Source organism: Kribbella sp. CA-245084, assembly GCF_050942355.1.
GTDB lineage: Bacteria > Actinomycetota > Actinomycetes > Propionibacteriales > Kribbellaceae > Kribbella.
In genome coordinates, this window is sequence record NZ_CP192053.1 from 8,246,920 (window position 1) to 8,262,768 (window position 15,849).

The 15,849-nt window shown below is 67.2% G+C and carries 17 protein-coding genes; 3 read left to right on the plus strand and 14 right to left on the minus strand.

The features are described from left to right. The 11 genes from ACQPYH_RS39525 to ACQPYH_RS39575 all read right to left on the minus strand — a co-directional run bounded on the left by ACQPYH_RS39525 (position 1) and on the right by ACQPYH_RS39575 (position 10,852). Positions 1-780 (minus strand): DUF1684 domain-containing protein, encoded by a 780-nt coding sequence (locus ACQPYH_RS39525; protein ID WP_432882426.1) that lies wholly within the window; start codon positions 778-780, stop codon positions 1-3. After that, entirely contained in the window at positions 777-1,862 is a 1,086-nt protein-coding gene (locus ACQPYH_RS39530) for an LLM class flavin-dependent oxidoreductase (RefSeq protein WP_432882429.1), read from the minus strand. The genes ACQPYH_RS39525 and ACQPYH_RS39530 overlap by 4 nt, the downstream gene beginning before the upstream one ends. Further along, entirely contained in the window at positions 1,852-3,720 is a 1,869-nt protein-coding gene (locus ACQPYH_RS39535) for an FAD/NAD(P)-binding protein (protein ID WP_432882431.1), read from the minus strand. The genes ACQPYH_RS39530 and ACQPYH_RS39535 overlap by 11 nt, the downstream gene beginning before the upstream one ends. Beyond that, positions 3,717-5,033 carry an NtaA/DmoA family FMN-dependent monooxygenase gene (locus ACQPYH_RS39540; RefSeq protein ID WP_432882434.1) on the minus strand — a complete coding sequence of 439 codons (1,317 nt, stop codon included), beginning with the start codon at positions 5,031-5,033 and terminating at the stop codon, positions 3,717-3,719. Before ACQPYH_RS39540 ends, ACQPYH_RS39535 begins: the two co-directional genes overlap by 4 nt. After that, positions 5,030-6,109 (minus strand): LLM class flavin-dependent oxidoreductase, encoded by a 1,080-nt coding sequence (locus ACQPYH_RS39545; RefSeq protein ID WP_432882437.1) that lies wholly within the window; start codon positions 6,107-6,109, stop codon positions 5,030-5,032. The genes ACQPYH_RS39540 and ACQPYH_RS39545 overlap by 4 nt, the downstream gene beginning before the upstream one ends. Then, positions 6,106-7,161 carry an NADPH-dependent FMN reductase gene (gene ssuE, locus ACQPYH_RS39550; protein ID WP_432882440.1) on the minus strand — a complete coding sequence of 352 codons (1,056 nt, stop codon included), beginning with the start codon at positions 7,159-7,161 and terminating at the stop codon, positions 6,106-6,108. Before ssuE ends, ACQPYH_RS39545 begins: the two co-directional genes overlap by 4 nt. Positions 7,162-7,170: 9 nt before the next feature. Further along, on the minus strand, positions 7,171-8,115 hold the full coding sequence (locus ACQPYH_RS39555; protein WP_432882443.1) for an ABC transporter substrate-binding protein: 945 nt from the start codon (positions 8,113-8,115) through the stop codon (positions 7,171-7,173). A 9-nt stretch (positions 8,116-8,124) separates the two neighbouring features. Next, positions 8,125-9,057, minus strand: a complete 933-nt coding sequence (locus ACQPYH_RS39560; RefSeq protein WP_432882445.1) for an ABC transporter substrate-binding protein — start codon at positions 9,055-9,057, stop codon at positions 8,125-8,127. Continuing rightward, entirely contained in the window at positions 9,057-9,809 is a 753-nt protein-coding gene (locus ACQPYH_RS39565; RefSeq protein WP_432882448.1) for an amino acid ABC transporter ATP-binding protein, read from the minus strand. The genes ACQPYH_RS39560 and ACQPYH_RS39565 overlap by 1 nt, the downstream gene beginning before the upstream one ends. Continuing rightward, a complete protein-coding gene (locus ACQPYH_RS39570) occupies positions 9,806-10,699 on the minus strand; it encodes an amino acid ABC transporter permease (RefSeq protein WP_432882451.1) in 894 nt (297 codons plus the stop codon). The genes ACQPYH_RS39565 and ACQPYH_RS39570 overlap by 4 nt, the downstream gene beginning before the upstream one ends. 78 nt (positions 10,700-10,777) lie before the next feature. Beyond that, positions 10,778-10,852 carry a putative leader peptide gene (locus tag ACQPYH_RS39575; protein WP_355483003.1) on the minus strand — a complete coding sequence of 25 codons (75 nt, stop codon included), beginning with the start codon at positions 10,850-10,852 and terminating at the stop codon, positions 10,778-10,780. Positions 10,853-11,193: 341 nt separating this feature from the next. Between ACQPYH_RS39575 and ACQPYH_RS39580 the strand changes: the two genes are divergently transcribed. Together ACQPYH_RS39580 and ACQPYH_RS39585 are read left to right on the plus strand one after the other, a co-directional pair. Then, positions 11,194-12,111: a M23 family metallopeptidase gene (locus tag ACQPYH_RS39580; RefSeq protein WP_432882453.1), complete on the plus strand. Its 918-nt coding sequence runs from the start codon at positions 11,194-11,196 to the stop codon at positions 12,109-12,111. Positions 12,112-12,152: 41 nt separating this feature from the next. Beyond that, complete coding sequence (locus tag ACQPYH_RS39585) at positions 12,153-12,845, plus strand: hypothetical protein (protein ID WP_432882455.1); 693 nt, start codon at positions 12,153-12,155, stop codon at positions 12,843-12,845. Here ACQPYH_RS39585 and ACQPYH_RS39590 read toward each other — a convergent pair. The 3 genes from ACQPYH_RS39590 to ACQPYH_RS39600 are packed head-to-tail and all read right to left on the minus strand — an operon-like array spanning position 12,842 to position 15,135. Further along, positions 12,842-13,351, minus strand: coding sequence for an N-acetyltransferase family protein (locus tag ACQPYH_RS39590; protein ID WP_432882458.1), 510 nt, complete (start codon positions 13,349-13,351; stop codon positions 12,842-12,844). The genes ACQPYH_RS39585 and ACQPYH_RS39590 overlap by 4 nt on opposite strands. A gap of 42 nt (positions 13,352-13,393) precedes the next feature. Next, positions 13,394-14,476 carry a sensor histidine kinase gene (locus ACQPYH_RS39595; protein ID WP_432882460.1) on the minus strand — a complete coding sequence of 361 codons (1,083 nt, stop codon included), beginning with the start codon at positions 14,474-14,476 and terminating at the stop codon, positions 13,394-13,396. Next, positions 14,473-15,135 carry a response regulator transcription factor gene (locus ACQPYH_RS39600; protein WP_432882462.1) on the minus strand — a complete coding sequence of 221 codons (663 nt, stop codon included), beginning with the start codon at positions 15,133-15,135 and terminating at the stop codon, positions 14,473-14,475. The genes ACQPYH_RS39595 and ACQPYH_RS39600 overlap by 4 nt, the downstream gene beginning before the upstream one ends. Positions 15,136-15,222: 87 nt before the next feature. On the opposite strand from ACQPYH_RS39600, the gene ACQPYH_RS39605 reads away from it, so the two are divergent. Continuing rightward, entirely contained in the window at positions 15,223-15,786 is a 564-nt protein-coding gene (locus ACQPYH_RS39605) for a M15 family metallopeptidase (RefSeq protein ID WP_432882464.1), read from the plus strand. The last annotated feature ends 63 nt before the right edge of the window (positions 15,787-15,849 follow it).

Consider the following 15,849-nt stretch of genomic DNA (forward strand, 5'->3'; position numbering starts at 1 on the left):
TCATCTGGGCTTCTTCTCGCCTGCGGTCACCGGTAGCCCGAGGCGGTTACCGGCGACCGGGGCGGGGCAGGTGCCGTAGGCCGTGAAGGCGAAGGGCAGGTTGACCGTGCGGTTGAAGTCGATGACCACTGAGCCGTCCCGCCCGACCGGTCCGGTCGTCACCGTGCGCCAAGGGGCGGTCTCCTCGCCGTTGGTCTTGTCGTGGAAGGACAGGTTGAGGCGCCCGTCTCCGGCGGCCGTGGCGACCAGTTCGTACGCCGTACCGCCTAGTGCGACATGCACCGCGCCAACCGCGGTCACATGCTGGCGTAGGTCCTCCCGCGCAGTGGACACCTCCACTCGCTGCGGCTTCGCGATCGGCGTGAAGTAGCCGGTGACGACCCAGCGGTCATCCAGCGGGTACGTCGGTACGCCAGTGAACTCCTGCCTCGTTGCTGCCCGTGGGTCCCGCTGGCGTACGGCGTACCGGCCGCCGCGGAGCACCAGCTCGACCAAGCGGTCGCCGTACAGCAGCCAGCTGAGTGAACCGGCTTCGGAAACGCTGGCGGACACCGTGCCGTTCACGGGCTCACTGCTGAGTGTCAGCTGCCCGTCGGCCGTCACGTGGGCACGCTGGTCGTCGGACCACCAGATACCTGGCAGGCCGCGCAGTGCGACCGGTGAGGTCGGCAGCCAGTCGAAGGCGACGACGGACAGCCAGCCGTAGTCGGTGTCCAGGTCGCGTTCGCGCGCTGCGTGCCAGGTGTGCCAGTCCTGCTCGAGGTCCGAGATGACGGTCATGACGCCTTCCTCTGTTCGCGGTGGGCTACCTCGGAGCGGACCAGCGGGATGACGTAGCGGCCGAAGTCGATCGCTACGTCGTAGATGTCGTAGCCGCGGGCGGAGAAGATGCGGATGCCGAGGTCGTAGTAGTCGAGGAGCGCGGCCGCGACGGTGTCCGGCGTACCGACAAGTGCCGTCGAGTTACCGCCTCCACCGGTAACACCGGTCGGCGCGGTCCAGAGCGCGCGGTCGTGGCGCTCGCCTTCCGCGACGGCCTTGAGGAGGCGCTGGGAGCCGGCGTTCTCGGGCGTCTTCGAGCGGAGACGTGTCGGAGCGGGTCCGTTCTTGATCCGGCCGAGGATGCTCTCCGCCTTCTCCCAGGCGAGTTCCTCGGTCGGCGCGATGATCGGCCGGAACGCGATCTGGATCGTCGGGCGATCTGCCCGCCCGGCGCGAGCCGCCTCGGCGTCGATCGTGGCGAGCTGGTCGCGGGTCCCGGCGAGCGGTTCGCCCCAGAGCGCGAAGATGTCCGCCTCGGCAGCACCGACGGCGTACGCCGCAGCGGACGAACCACCGAACGAGATCCGCGGCCGCGGCTGCTGGAGCGGTTTGATGTCGGCGAGGAACTGCTCGAACCGGTAGTGCTCGCCGTTGAAATCGAAGCGCTGGTCCGAGGTCCAGGCCTGCTTGAGGATCTGGATGAACTCACGCGTCCGCCCGTAGCGGTCGTCCTTCGGGAGGAAGTCACCCTCGGCCGCCTGGTCCGCGGTCGAGCCGCCAGTGATCACGTGTACTTCGAACCGGCCGCTGCTGAGGTGGTCGAGCGTCGCGAACGTCTTCGCGGTCAGGGTCGGGTAGGCGACGTTCGGCCGGTGCGCGACGACCAGGTTGATGTGGTCGGTACGGCCGGCGACGTACGCCGCGACCTGGGCCGGGTCGGGCGATCCGGAGTGATAGGCGAACAGGATGCGGTCCCAGCCGTTGTCCTCGTGGGCGCGGGCGAGCTTGGACGTGTACTCGAGATCCAGCGGACCGCCGGTTCGCGGCGTGACCTCGCTGGCCGGGTTGGTCCCGGCGATGCCCAGGAACTCAACTGGCATGGCGTTCTTCCTTCCGTATGGTGGGTGCGAGCAGCTTGAGCAGGTCCCGCGCCACGGCGTCGTTCTGCCGGAAGCCGGGACCGTTGAAATGCGGGCGGGAGAACCCGGACGAACCGGCCGACCCCGACACGGACGGCCCGAGCAGGAACAGCGCTTCATGCGTGGACCCGTCGGCGCGGATCGCCCGGGACCGCGAGTCAGCCTTGAGCTGCCCGCCACCGAGGCTGATCCCGTCCGCCGCGAACAGTTCGTCAGCCGCCAGCGCGCCGGAGTCGAGCAGACCGCGCAGCAATGGATCGTTCGTCGCGAGTACGTCGGGCCGCGGCAACCGCGCTTCGACGAATGCTCGCGCGCGTATCTCGCCGGACACATTGGGGCTTGTAGCAACGAATTGATCGTTGTCGATCGCAACGTCCAGATCAGGCCCGGCGAACCGCACGATCCCGGCGCGGTGCAACGCGAGCAGTTCTTCCAACCTCCGCGGCGGCGGCCCGCTGGCCACGAACGAGAAGAACCCGTGCCACTCGGTCTCGACCTTCCGCACCCGATCCTCATCGGACAGCTGCCCCTCGGTGATCGCCCGGGACAGCACGCTGTAGATGCTGAGCAAGGCGTTGAACACCGCAAGATCCGCCGAGTACTTCGCATCCGCTCGCCTCAGCAGATCGCCTTCGATCAGCCCAGTCATGAACCGCTCGAAGCCTTCCCGGTCCTCGAAGACCAGACCGTCCAGAGGCCGATCTACCTCGCGCCGGACGAACCGATCCGCAGCATCCGGCACAGCAGAAGTCACCACAGCCTCGAACTCGGAAGACCACTCATCCAGGGCATTCGAGAACTCATCCCACGGACCTCGGATTCGTTCGGGGTGGGCAGTGAACAGTTGCTTGTAGTGGGCGTACGCCAGCTCCTTCTCGATCAGCGGCGCCACATCGCGATCGAAGTCGAGCACGCCTTCGCCAAGGGCCTCGGCAGCCAAGTACCGCGTAGGCACCGGCTTGGTCCCAGCAACGGTGTAGCCGAGCTTCGCGTGGTACGGCACGCCTCGCCGCGACCCGACGTACAAGATCGGCTCGTCACCGGACGGGTGATAGGTCAGCAGCCCGTCGCACTCGTCGTACCAGCCGCCGCGCCCCTCGGTGAGCAACACCATCAGGTCGATGAACGCCTGACCGAACCCGCGCACGATCACCGGCGCCCGAGGCCACAACCCGTCGAGCTCGACGTCGGCGGTATAACCAGGCGGGATATACGTCAGCCCAGCGTCAGCCGCCTGCGCCGCCCACGCGGACTCCGATGCCGTAGGCAACCGATCCAGGTAGCCGAGGGCAAGTACTACCGCGTCGGCCGCGATCTCCCGACCGGACTCGAGAACCACCCGCTGGTCCGCGGTGAGCTCGACGGCCCGCTCGCGATGGGTGGTCACGGTCGCGGGGAGATCGCGGACGACGCGCTCCCACACCCACGCCAGGTACTCCGCCTGTACCAGCCGCGGCGGGAAGTCCATCGGCCCCGGCTGCTCGAGCCCGGCCTTCTCCAGGATCACCGCACCCTCGCCGGCAACCCAGGTCGCGAGGTCCGGGCCGGGCACGATCGGCCCGTCGCACTCGACCGACTCGTCGGTGAAGATCGTGACGTCCGACGTCATCGAGTTCATCCACAACAGTCGCGACTGCTCCCGCCGCCAGATCCGCCCACCACCCACCGGATACGGATCCACCACATGGATCTCGACGTCGCGCCCCTCGAGCAACTCCCCGGCACTGGCCGCGAACCGCTCGAGCAACCCGACGGTCCTCGGCCCACCACCCACGAACACGATGGTTGCCTTCCAGGGATGCAGCTCCGCCAAACTCATGCCTGCAGCCCGAGGTGCGAGCGGAGCGTCATCCCGGCGTACTCCGAACGGAAGACACCGCGCTCCCGCAACAACGGCACCACCCGGTCGACGAACTCGTCGAGGCCGCTCGGCGTGAGGTGCGGGACAAGCACGAAGCCGTCCGCGGCGTCCTCCTGGACGTGATGGTTGATGGCCTCGGCGACCGTGGTCGGCGAACCGATGAACGTCTGCCGGTTCTGCTGGTTGATCACGGTCTGCCGCAGCGACCAGCCGTGCGCCTCCGCCTGCGCCCGCCACTCCGCGACGATCGGGAACGGATCGTTGTACCCGACCCGCCCCTGCGTCACCGACGAACCCACCACCGGGTCCTCGGCCGGCAGCGGACCGTCCGGGTCGTACGCCGAGAGGTCGCGTCCCCACAGCAGCTCGGCGAGCACGAGCGCGGTCGGACCGGACACCTGCTGCTCCCGGATGTACGCCGCCTTGTCCACCGCCTCGTCGTCGGTATCAGCGACCACGACCGTCACCGCGGGCATGATCTTCAGCGAATCCTCGCTCCGCCCGTACTTCGGCAGCCGCGACTTGACGTCTTTGTAGAAGGTCTTCCCGGCCTCGAACGTCCCGTGCCTGCTGAAGATCACGTCCGCGTCGGACGCCGCGAACTCCCGACCCTGGTCGCTGTCACCCGCCTGGATGATCACCGGCCGGCCCTGCGGCGACGGCGGCAGGCCGAACCGTCCATGGATGGTGAAGTGCGCGCCGTCGTCCTCGAAGGCCCCAGCGCCCTCGCGGGCGAACGCACCCGCCGCCTGGTCGAGGACGAGCTGGTCCTCGCTCCAGGAGTCCCAGAGTTTGCGGACGATCCGCAGCGATTCCTGGGCGCGGACGTACCGGTCGGCCTTGTCGAGGTATCCGCCGCGGCGGAAGTTCTCGCCGGTGAACGCATCCCAGGACGTCACGACGTTCCACGCCGCGCGCCCGCCCGACAGGTGGTCGAGCGTGGACAGTCGCTTCGCCAGCTCGTACGGCTCGTTGAACGTCGAGTTCACCGTCGCCGCGAGCCCGAGCTGCGTCGTCACCGCAGCCAGCGCGCTCAACACAGTCAACGACTCAGGCCGGCCGACCACGTCGAGGTCGTGGATCTTTCCCTTCACCTCGCGCAGCCGCAAACCCTCAGCCAGGAAGAAGAAGTCGAACGTCCCTCGCTCCGCCGTCTCCGCCAAATACCTGAACGAACCGAATTCGATCTGCGACCCCGTCAGCGGATCCGCCCACACCGTCGTGTTGTTCACACCCGGAAAGTGGGCCGCCAGATGAATCTGCTTGGTCATCGCCGACTCCCCGCCAACCGGTTCCCCAACCCCAGCCGCCCTCGCAAACTCCCACCCCGCGCGGCGGGCCTGACTAGGCCGCCCTCGCGCAGCCGTGGAATCACCTCGTCGGCGATGAGCGGCACGTCGAGCTCGAGGGAAGCCGGCCGGAGGTGCACGCCGTCGGCGCCGGCCTCGGCCCATCGCTCGATCAGCTCGAGCACAGCATCCACGCCATCCACGTGCGGCCGCGCTGCCACCGACACCAGGAGGAGTGGTCCTCCGGCCGTCCCGCCGGCGTTGGAGGTCAGGGCGACGCTCCGGCGACCGACATCCGCCGTCACGATCACACTTCGTCGAGCGGGGTCCCTCAAGGCGGACAGGTAGCCTCCCACGTCGTCGGACTCCGGCAGCAGCACCAGCTCGGCGTCGGACGCGGCCTCCAGCGCCTCGGACGTGTTTACCCGGATCGCCGTCACGGGGTGCCCTTGTGGCGGTCGCGGCACGATGGACGGGCCCTTGATGTTGAACGACGGCGATTCGAAGTCGACGTAGTGCAGCTTCTCGCGGTCCACGTACCGGCCGGTGGACGCGTCGCGGATGATCGCGTCGTCTTCCCACGAGTCCCACAGCCGGCGGCTCACGTCGACGACGTACCGCGCCTCCCGCCACGTCTCCGCGGCAGGGGCGGGCTCGCGTCGACCCACCACCGCAGCCGCCGCGGCCGACGACGACACGTCCGCGACCCATCCACCCCGCCCACCAGAAATATGGTCGAGCGTCGCCACCGACGCCTGCACATGGAACGGCTCCGTGTGCGTCACCGTGATCGTCGGCAACAACCCGATCCGCTCCGTCAACGGCGCGATCCGCGCAGCCAACCCCAGCGCATCCAGCCGAACACTCACGCGATCAGGTACGTCGTCCGGCGCCTCCATCGCGTCCACGAACGTGACGAAGTCGACCCCCGCCGCCTCCGCCCGCTGCACCGCCCGCAAGGCCAACTCACCGGTGAGAATCGCCCGCGGATCAACCTCCGGCCCACGCCAGGCAGCCGGATCCGCACCCGCACCATCGATCTCGAGACCAACGATCATGACGCCACCTTCAAAGCCACCGGAATCTCCTTCGTGAAGGGCAGTGGACCGATCGACTCGGGATCGATCGACGTGTCGAACTGCGGCTCGAACCCGGCCGCCAGATACAACCCGGCCGCCTCCGGCTGCCGCGGACCCGTCGTCAGGTACAGCCGCCGATACCCAAGATCCGCAGCCGCCGTCTCCAACTCGTTCAGCACCCGACGTCCCAACCCCTGCCGCCGATGCAGGTGAGACGTCCACATCCGCTTCACCTCGGCGGTCTCGTCGTCATACCGACGGATCGCGCCGCCGGCCACCGTCTGACCGCCGTACCGCAGCAGCACGAACGCCCCGCCGCTCTCGACGTGAAAATCGGACGCTGGTACTTCGGTCAACTGCGTGTTCGCATTCGTACGGCCATAACGAGTGCTGTACTCGACCACGAGATCCGCCAGCAACGGCGCCGCCTCAGGATCCTCCGGCCGTACGCGGACCGCCTCGACCGCAGCTGCCTGCACCGCCCCGCCCTCGACAACTTGCTCGCCCTCGACCGTCGCCAGAAACGCCTCCGTCACGCCGTACAACGGAACGGAGGCCGCCGGATCGAGCAGCAGCCCGCCCCCGTCGTACAACCGGATGTGCGACGACAACACGAACCACCCTTGCCCGATCGCCCCCGCGCCAAGGCTCGTCAGCACCGGCCGCAGCGCGTAGTCGATCACCAGCACATGCGCCGGCGTGCCGCCCGTTGCCAACGGCAACACCGTCTTGCCCTTCAACGCGTACTGCGGCAGCAGGTCGAGGAACACCTTCAGCAGACCGGAGTACGCCGCCTTGTAAACCGGCGTCGTGACGACGACAGCATCCGCAGCCTCGAGGACCGCGGCCGCCGCAGCGATCGCCGGATGATCGGCCTGACCTCGCAGCAACGGCTCGGCCGGAAGGTCGCGCAACACGATCGGCGTGACGGTGTGACCGTGGCTGATCAGGCGCTTGGTGACATAGTCGAGAACGGCATCCGTACGGGACGGGACCGAGGGACTGCTCGAGAGAGTTGCAATGGTCGCCATCGAGTTCTCCTATTTCTTCGGCAGACCGGGCGGGTTGATCAACGACTTCGGGACGGCCTCGGCCTGCAGGCCCCACTTGGCCAGGACCTTCGCGTAACTGCCGTCCGCGATCGCCGCGTTGAGCGCATCGGCGAGCGGCTTGACCAGGCCGTCGTCCTTCTTGGTGGTGATGCCGACCAGACCCTGCACGGGATAGCTGGACGAGACCGTGCCGACGATCTCGGTCTGGTGCTGCGTCGCGACGTGGTGCGACGCGTTCGGGTTCGGGCCGAGGTACAGGTCGATACGGCCGGACTGCAGCGCGAGGTACGTGTCCGCGGCCTGCTGGTAGTACTTGAGGTTCGCGGGTTTGCGGCCGGCGGCGACGTTCTGTTTGTTCCAGTCGACGAGGATCGCTTCCTGCAGCGTGCCGGAGCCGACCGCGACGGTCTTGCCGGAGATGTCGGCCGGGCCGCTGATCTTCAGACCGGAGTCCTTCTTCGCCTCGAAGGCGTGCAGGCCGAGCCGGTACGTCGCGAAGTCGTACTTCTCCTTACGCAACTCGGACACTCCGATGTTCGAGATCCCGACCTGGTACTTGCCGGAGTCAAGCCCGAGGAACAGGTTCTCCCAGCTGGTGGTGTCGATCTCCGCCTTCAGCCCGAGCACGCTCGCGACCAGGTAAGCAATGTCGATCTCGACCCCGATCGGCGTCTTGTTGTCATCCGCCGTGAACCCCAGCGGCGGCAACCCACCACCTGCCGACCCGTTGCCCACCACAAGGTTCCCGCTCTCCCGCACCTTCGCAGGCAACTCAGCCGCAATGCTGTCGACCTTGGTCGAGGTGATGTGCTCTTGCTTCGCCGAGGTGTCAAAGGCAACTTCTGACGGTGCGGTCGCATTCGTCTGCGGGTCAGCGCACGCAGCCGCAGCCAGCAGAACCACCGCGAACAACAAACTCCAACGCTTTCTCATCAGTCGTCCTCAGCTCGTCAGTTGGAGGCCGGGAGGGTTGATCTCCGAAGTGCTGACCGCCTCGTTCGAGACGTTCCAGCGGGCGAGCACATTGGCGTAGCTGCCGTCTGCGATCACCGCGTTGAGTGCCGCCTGGTACGCCTTCACCAGCCCGTCGTCCTTCTTGGTCGTCGCAGCGATCAGCCCCTGCAGCGTCGGCCCGGCGCCGGAGAACTTCCCGATCGTCTCGATCTCGCCGGACGTCTTCACGTGGTACGCGATCGACGGATTCGGCCCGAGGTACGCGTCGATCCGCCCGGAGCTCAGCGCCAGGTACGTGTCGGTGTTCTTCTGGAAGTACTTGATCGTTGCTGCCGGCAACCCAGCCTTGACGTTCGCCTCGTTCCAGTCGACCAGGATCTTCTCCTGGTTCGTCCCGGACCCGACCGCGATCGTCTTCCCGGCGATGTCCTTCCCGCCGGCGACCCGCCAGCTGCCGCCCTTCTTCGCCTCGAACGCGATGTCGTCCTTGCGGTACGTCGCGAAGTCGTACTTCTGCTTCCGCTTCTCCGTCACGGTGATGTTCGAGAACCCCACGTCGTACCTGCCGGAGTCGAGCCCGACGAACAGGTTCTCCCAGCTCGTCACCTCGATCTCCGGCTTCAGCCCGAGCGCCTCGGCGACGAGGTACGCGATGTCGACCTCGAGACCGATCGGGGTCTTGTTGTCATCGGCATAGAACCCGAGCGGCACGCTGCCGGACCCGAACCCGCCGCCGACGATCAACGTCCCGCGATCGCGAACCTTGGCCGGCAGCAATGCGGCAGCGGCATCGCTGCGAGTGGTGGTGACCCGGTTCTGCTCGGCCGACGCATTCACGCCGGTGTCCGAGGCAGCGGTTGCCTGCGCGCCGCAGCCGGCAAGGGTGAGCAGCGCAAGGGAAAGGACAAGAAGCCGTTTCATCAGAGAACCTTCGAGATGAATGCGCGCGTGCGCTCGTGGACAGGGTTGTCGAGCACCTCGCGTGGTGCACCCGACTCGACGATCCGGCCGTCGTCCATGAAGATCACCGTGTCGGCGATCTCGCGGGCGAAGCCGATCTCGTGGGTGACGACGACCATCGTGGCGCCGTCGCGGGCGAGCTCCTTGATCACGTCGAGGACCTCGCCGACCAGCTCCGGGTCGAGCGCACTGGTGGGCTCGTCGAACAGCAGGACCTTCGGTTTCAGCGCCAGCGCGCGAGCGATCGCGACGCGTTGCTGCTGCCCGCCGGACAGCTGCCGCGGGTACACGTCGGCCTTGTCGGCGACCCCGACCCGCTCGAGCAGTTCCCGCGCGTACGGCTCGACCTCGCTGCGCTTACGCCGTTGCGCGGACACCGGAGCCTCGACCACGTTCTGCAGCACGGTCAGGTGCCCGAACAGGTTGAAGGTCTGGAACACGAACCCGACCTGCGACCGCTGCCGCAGGATCTCCCGCTCGCGCAACTCGTGCAGTTTGTCGCCGCGCCGCTTGTACCCGATCAGCTCGCCGTCGATCCGGACCAGCCCGCGATCCACCTTCTCCAGATGGTTGATCGACCGCAGCAGCGTCGACTTGCCCGATCCCGACGGCCCGAGGATCACGGTGACCGCGCCCGCCGGTACGTCGAGGTCGATGCCCTTCAGTACTTCGAGCTCGCCGAAGCTCTTGTGCACACCCTTGACGTCGATCATCGCGTCGTACCTCGCGCGAAGCGGCGCTCCACGTAGTACTGCACGATCGACAGCAGCGTGGTCAGCACGATGTACCAGACCGTCGCGACCATCAGCAGCGGTACGACGCGGCTGTTGCGGCCGTAGATCACCTGCACCTGGTAGAAGAGCTCGGGGATCGCCATCACCGACACGATCGACGTGCCCTTGAACAGGCTGATCACCTCGTTCGCACCGTTCGGCAGGATCGACCGCATCGCCTGTGGCAGCACGATCCGGAAGAACTGCCGGATGCGCGGGATGCCCAACGCCGCCGCCGCTTCCAGTTGGCCGGCGTCGACCGAGATGATCCCGCCGCGGATGATCTCCGCGGCGTACGCGGCCTGATGCAACGCGAGCCCGAGTACGGCGGCACCGAGCGGACCGAACAGGTCGTTCGTACTGAAGTGCACGAACTCCGGGCCGAACGGGATGCCGATGCTCAACTCCTTGTACAGGTACGCGATGTTGAACCAGAAGAGCAGCTGCACGATCAGCGGGATCGAGCGGAAGGCCCAGATGTAGCCCCAGGCAACTACTTGCAGGAAAGGGCTACTGGACAAGCGCATCGACGCGAGGACCGCACCGAGCACGAACCCGAGCACCGTGCCGTACACGGTCAGCTGCACGGTCACCCAGAGCGCGGAGAAGATCGTCCTGGTGGCGAAGAACTCGAAGAACGTCGGCCAATCCCAGCCCGGGTTGGTGGCGAGACCGTGCACGAACATCGCCAGCAGGACGAGCACAACGGCGACACCGACCCAGCGCCACGGATGCCGGCGGGCGACAACGGGCAGGTCGGCTTCAAGCGGTACTGCGGACATCGGCGGGCCGGATGTACCGGACACAGACGTGACTGACGTGGTGGACACGATGAGACTCCCTGGCGGTGGGCAGGCTTCGCGGACGTCCGGAACGGGACGTCTCAGCGGTACGAGAAAGGGTTCAGGTCAGCGCAGACACAGCGCGCTGGAGACCCGGAGAAGGTCGATGTGGAGGCGGTAGTACGGCGGCTTGCGCGTCATCCCCGTCTCCTCTCGTCGCTCGTGTCATTTCAGTATGGGACGCCATTGAAAGTTTAGTAAGTCGGTCGACAAAGCTCTCAATATATGGACGGCTTATACCGGTCCGGAGGGCCTGCTCGGCGCCAATCGGGCGGTGATCCGCGTCACGCCGATAGTTGAGTCTTCACTGGGCAGGTTCACGCCTGAGTGTGCACACGGCGGCAGGACGGCCTTACCCAGTGTGTTCGATTTCGTTGATCTAGTCGCAACCTGTGTTTGAGGCGTTTGAGATCTCCTCGTTATGGTCGTTGAGGTCGCCGTACCCCCTCAACGGCGAACGCCCCTCCCTGGAAGGTTTTCTCGTGCCTACGCACCAAGACGTGCCGGAAGCTGATCGGCCGGCATCACGTCGTCCGACTGCCCCGCGCCGGGTGGCCAAGCACCGCTCACTCAGTCGACTCGCAACCCGCCGTACCCAGCTGATCGGTCTGACCGCCGCTCTGGCTGCCGCAGCCGGTACGACCGCCGTCGGGCTCAGCTCGTCGGCCGCCGGTCCGGCCGCCGCGAACGAAGGCACCGGCCTGAGCCCCTCACAGGCCGGCGCTCTCACCTCGGCCCGGATCGACCGTCGGGACCTCGGGTCCCGCGATGCGTCCCGGATCGACCTGTCGCTAGCGGCAAGTCAGAAGGCAGCGGCCGACAAGGCCGCCAAGCAGCGCGCCGCGAAGCTGGCCGCGAACGCGACGCTGACGCAGCGCCGGGCACTCGCCCTGGCGGCGGCGAAGGCGGCCGCGGCGAAGAAGGCAGCTGCCTCGGCCAAGGCCCTGGCCGTGGCGAAGCAGGAGGCGATCGCGAAGGCGGCCGCCATTGCGAAGGCCGCGCCGAAGATCGTCCTCCCGACGACCGGGTACCACCTGACCGCCCGCTTCAACCAGGCCGGCGGCCGCTGGGCCCACAACCACACGGGCCTCGACTTCGCGGCCCCGATGGGTACGCCGGTCCGTTCGGTGATGGCCGGCGAGGTCATCCAGGCCGACTGGGAAGGCGCGTACGGCCGGCAGGTGAAGGTGCGTCACGCCGACGGCACGGTCACGTCGTACAGCCACATGGAAGAGTTCGACGTCTCCGTCGGCGACTCGGTCCAGGCCGGCTCGATGGTCGGCCGCATCGGCATGACCGGCAACACCACCGGCCCCCACGTCCACTTCGAGGTCCTCCCCGGCGGCGGCGCCCCCATCGACCCCGAACCCTGGCTCCGCAACCACGGCCTCAACCCGTAGTCCGCTAGCGTTCCCCCACACACTTCCAAGAGGGGGAACTCTTGAAGCTCTACAAGACGACGCTGGCTCTGCTTGCCCTGATGGCATCCAGCCTTGTCACGATCCAACCGAGCCAGGCGGCCACCGCGCGCGTCGCGGCGGCTACCTGCTCGTTCAAGGTGCCGGCCAGGCTCGCGATGACTGCGGCAAACACGCACTACGCCGTTCCGCTCGGGAGCGACTGTCCGGCCACGATGGTCCGCGGTGCCTGGGCGGCGACCTTCAAGAACGGCAACGGCGAGACCGTTCTCTGCCAGAACGGCACGTGCCCGGGCATCTCGTTGTCGACGGGGTTCGTTCCGGTCGGCAAGGTCACCTGGGTGGGCGACGCCTCCGGCGGCGTCGACCAGAACAACCAGAAGGTCGCAACCCTGCTGCCTGCCTACTCTGAGGTCAGGTTCGGCTCGTCGGCGAGCGTGAATGCCGGACGGAAAGGCACGAGGACCGCGTTCCTGACGACGGTCTGGTACTTCAACCCGAAGACCGACACCTACTCCCGCTGGGCCGGCCGCAAACTCCTGCTGCAGTACCAGGAGATCGGTACGACGACCTGGAAGGGTCTCGCGTACACCACCACGAATGCCAGCGGGCAGGCGGCGTACACCTACTACCCCGGTCGGACTCGCAGGTATCGCGTGTACGTTCCGGCGTCGACGTCAGTCTGGGACTACTACGGCCCAAGCATCAGCCGTTAGAGCATTTTGGCCATGTCGAGGGCGGCTATCAGGGCGCCCTCGATGAGGAATTCGTTGGGGTGGGTGCCTTCGATGATGTAGCCGTGGCGTTCGTACAGGGTGCGGGCGGCGGTGTTGGTGCTGTGGACGTGGAGTGAGATCTTGCGGGCGCCGCGCAGTACGCCCTCGGCTGTCGCCGCGTCCAGCAGCGCGGATGCCGCGCCGAGCCGTCGCGCCGTGGGCGCGATCGCGAGGCCGTTGATCGTCAGGACGCCGGCGCCTTCTGGGAACGGGTACTTGTCCTGCAAGCGCAGATACCCGACCACCTCGCCGTCGTACTCCGCGACCAGGTGCGCCTCCGGACCGCTGCGCGCGAAGAACGTGTCCTTCAGATTCTCCTGGTACGACGGGAAGCCCGACGACGCGTCCCACGACACCTGCTCGATCGCGAGCAGCGCGGCATCGTCCTCCTCGACGGCACGTCGTACGGTCACCTCGTGGTCGGCTGAAGGCCGTTCGTCACTCACCGCACCATCCTCTCCCGCAGACCGGGCCAACCGCTTGCCGGGTCAGGTATCGATGCGAGCCTCAGGCAGTACGACGGTCGCCGTCAGCCCGCCGTCCACGTTCGCGACCAGTTCGAGCCGCCCGTGATGGACCTCGACGATCCGATCCACCAGCGCCAACCCCAGCCCGTGCCCCGCGCCGTACCTGCTCTTCGCGAACGGCTCCACAAACGTCCGCACCACGGCCGGGTCGAGCACCGCGCCGTCGTTCCGTACGACGAGACTCCCCCGGGCGACCGTGACGACGACGGCGCCACCACCGTGCCGGATCGCATTCTGCACCAGATTGGTTACCAGTTGATGCAGTAACACATCGTTGCCCTCTACAACGGCCTCCTGGGGCTCGGACGAGAGCCGCACCCCAGCCTCGGCCGCCTCCGACGACAGAGCCGGCCACGCGGACCGCAGTACCGTGGCCAGATCGACCGGGTCCAGCTCCACTTCCCGGTTGCTCAGCGCGGTCAGACTGAGCAGCGTTTCAACGATGTTGATCCCGCGCTGATTGGTCTCCGCCAGCCGCTTCACCAGCTGCGGCACGTCCTGATGCTCGGGATCCGCCTGCGCCACGTCGAGCATCGTCTTCATCACCGCGTGCGGCGTCCGCAACTCGTGCGAGGCGTTCGCCGCGAACCGCCGGTACTGCTCGAACGACCGCTGCAACCGCTCCAGCATCTCGTCGAACGTGTCGGACAGATCGGTGAACTCGTCCCGGATCCCGGTCAGCCCGATCCGATGATCCAGCGAGCCGCTCGCCGCCTTCCGCGCCGCGGCGGTGATGTCCTGCAGCGGCTTCAGCATCCGGCCCGCGAGGAACCACCCGCCGACGAGCCCGATGATCGCCAGGACTCCCAGCGCCCATCCGGACAGCGTTACCACCAGGTGGAGGATCTCGCCGCGGGTCGGCGCGGGCTGTTGGTCGCGCGGGTTGGCGGCTGTGAGCGGGTAGTTCGGCACGATCCGGAAGACAAGCCAGATGATGCATGCGACCACGGCGCCGGCGACGACCAGCAGACCCGCGTAGCTCAGCGTCAACCGCAGCCGAACCGTCAGCCGCGGCCGCCAAGTCATCAGCCGTTCGTCGCTCATGGCTCACCGATTCGGTAGCCGACGCCCGGCACGGTGTGGATGACCCACGGATCACCCAGCCGCTTCCGCAACGCCGAGATCGTCAGCCGGACCGAGTTGCTGAACGGGTCCGCGTTCTCGTCCCAGGCCTTCTCCAGCAGCGTTTCCGCGCTGATGACCCCGCCGCGCGCCGCCATCAACACCTCCAGTACGGCGAACTGCTTGCGCGCGAGCTTCACGTAGCGCCCGGAGCGGTACACCTCGCGCCGGTACGGGTCGAGCCGCACCCCGGCGTACTCGATCACCGTCGGCGTGGCGGCAGCGGGCCGTCGTACCAGAGCCCGAAGGCGTACGACGAGCTCGCGCAACTCGAACGGTTTCGTCAGGTAGTCGTCGGCGCCGAGCTCGAACCCGGCGACCTTGTCGTCGAGATCTCCTGCCGCGGTGAGCATCAGCACCCGGCATCCGATGCCTTGCGCAACGATCTGCCGGCAGACCTCGTCGCCGCTGATGCCGGGCAGGTCGCGGTCGAGGATGACCACGTCGTACGCGTTGACCGTGACGGATTCGAGCGCGGCGCTGCCGTCGAACGCCAGATCGGCCGCGATCGCCTCCAGCCGCAGCCCCGCCTGGATCGCCTCGGCGAGATAGACCTCGTCCTCGACGACTAGCACCCGCATACCACCCATTGAACCAGGCCGGGCGTATCGAAAACGTATCCGGATTTACAGACGCTCTCGCAACATCGCCTTGGATGAACTGTCAGCATGCTCACCGATCACCGCACCACCGTCGTGGCGATTGTTGCCGCAGTCACCTGTCTGGGGCTGGCCTCGTGTACGGCGGCCTCGGCCCAGGACGACGCAACCCCGTCGACGTCAGGCTCGAGCGGCCCACCCCGCTCGGCAGACGGCGTACTCCCCGACCACACGTCGGCGTACGACACCGATCTGCCCGGCATCGCCAAGCTCGACCCGGCGCTCCGCAAGGCTGTCCAGCAAGCCGAAACCGCAATGCAGGACGACGGCATCAAGATGCAGGTCACCACGGGCTGGCGAAGCAAGAAGTACCAGGAAGAGCTGCTGGACAAGGCAATCCGCAAATACGGCAGCAAGAAGAAGGCCCTCGAGTACGTCGCCGAACCCGACGCGTCCCACCACGTAACCGGCCACGCCGTAGACATAGGCCCCACCAACGCCGACGACTGGCTCTCCCGCCACGGCAACCGCTACGGCCTCTGCCAAACCCTCACCAACGAAATCTGGCACTTCGAACTAGCAACCAAACCAGGCAAAGCCTGCCCCCCAATGACCGACCCGACGAAGAGCTAGCGCCGAATGGCTGCACCTGGGGGATAAGCCGGAGGTGGGTAGGAGCGCGCGTAGCTGGCGGGC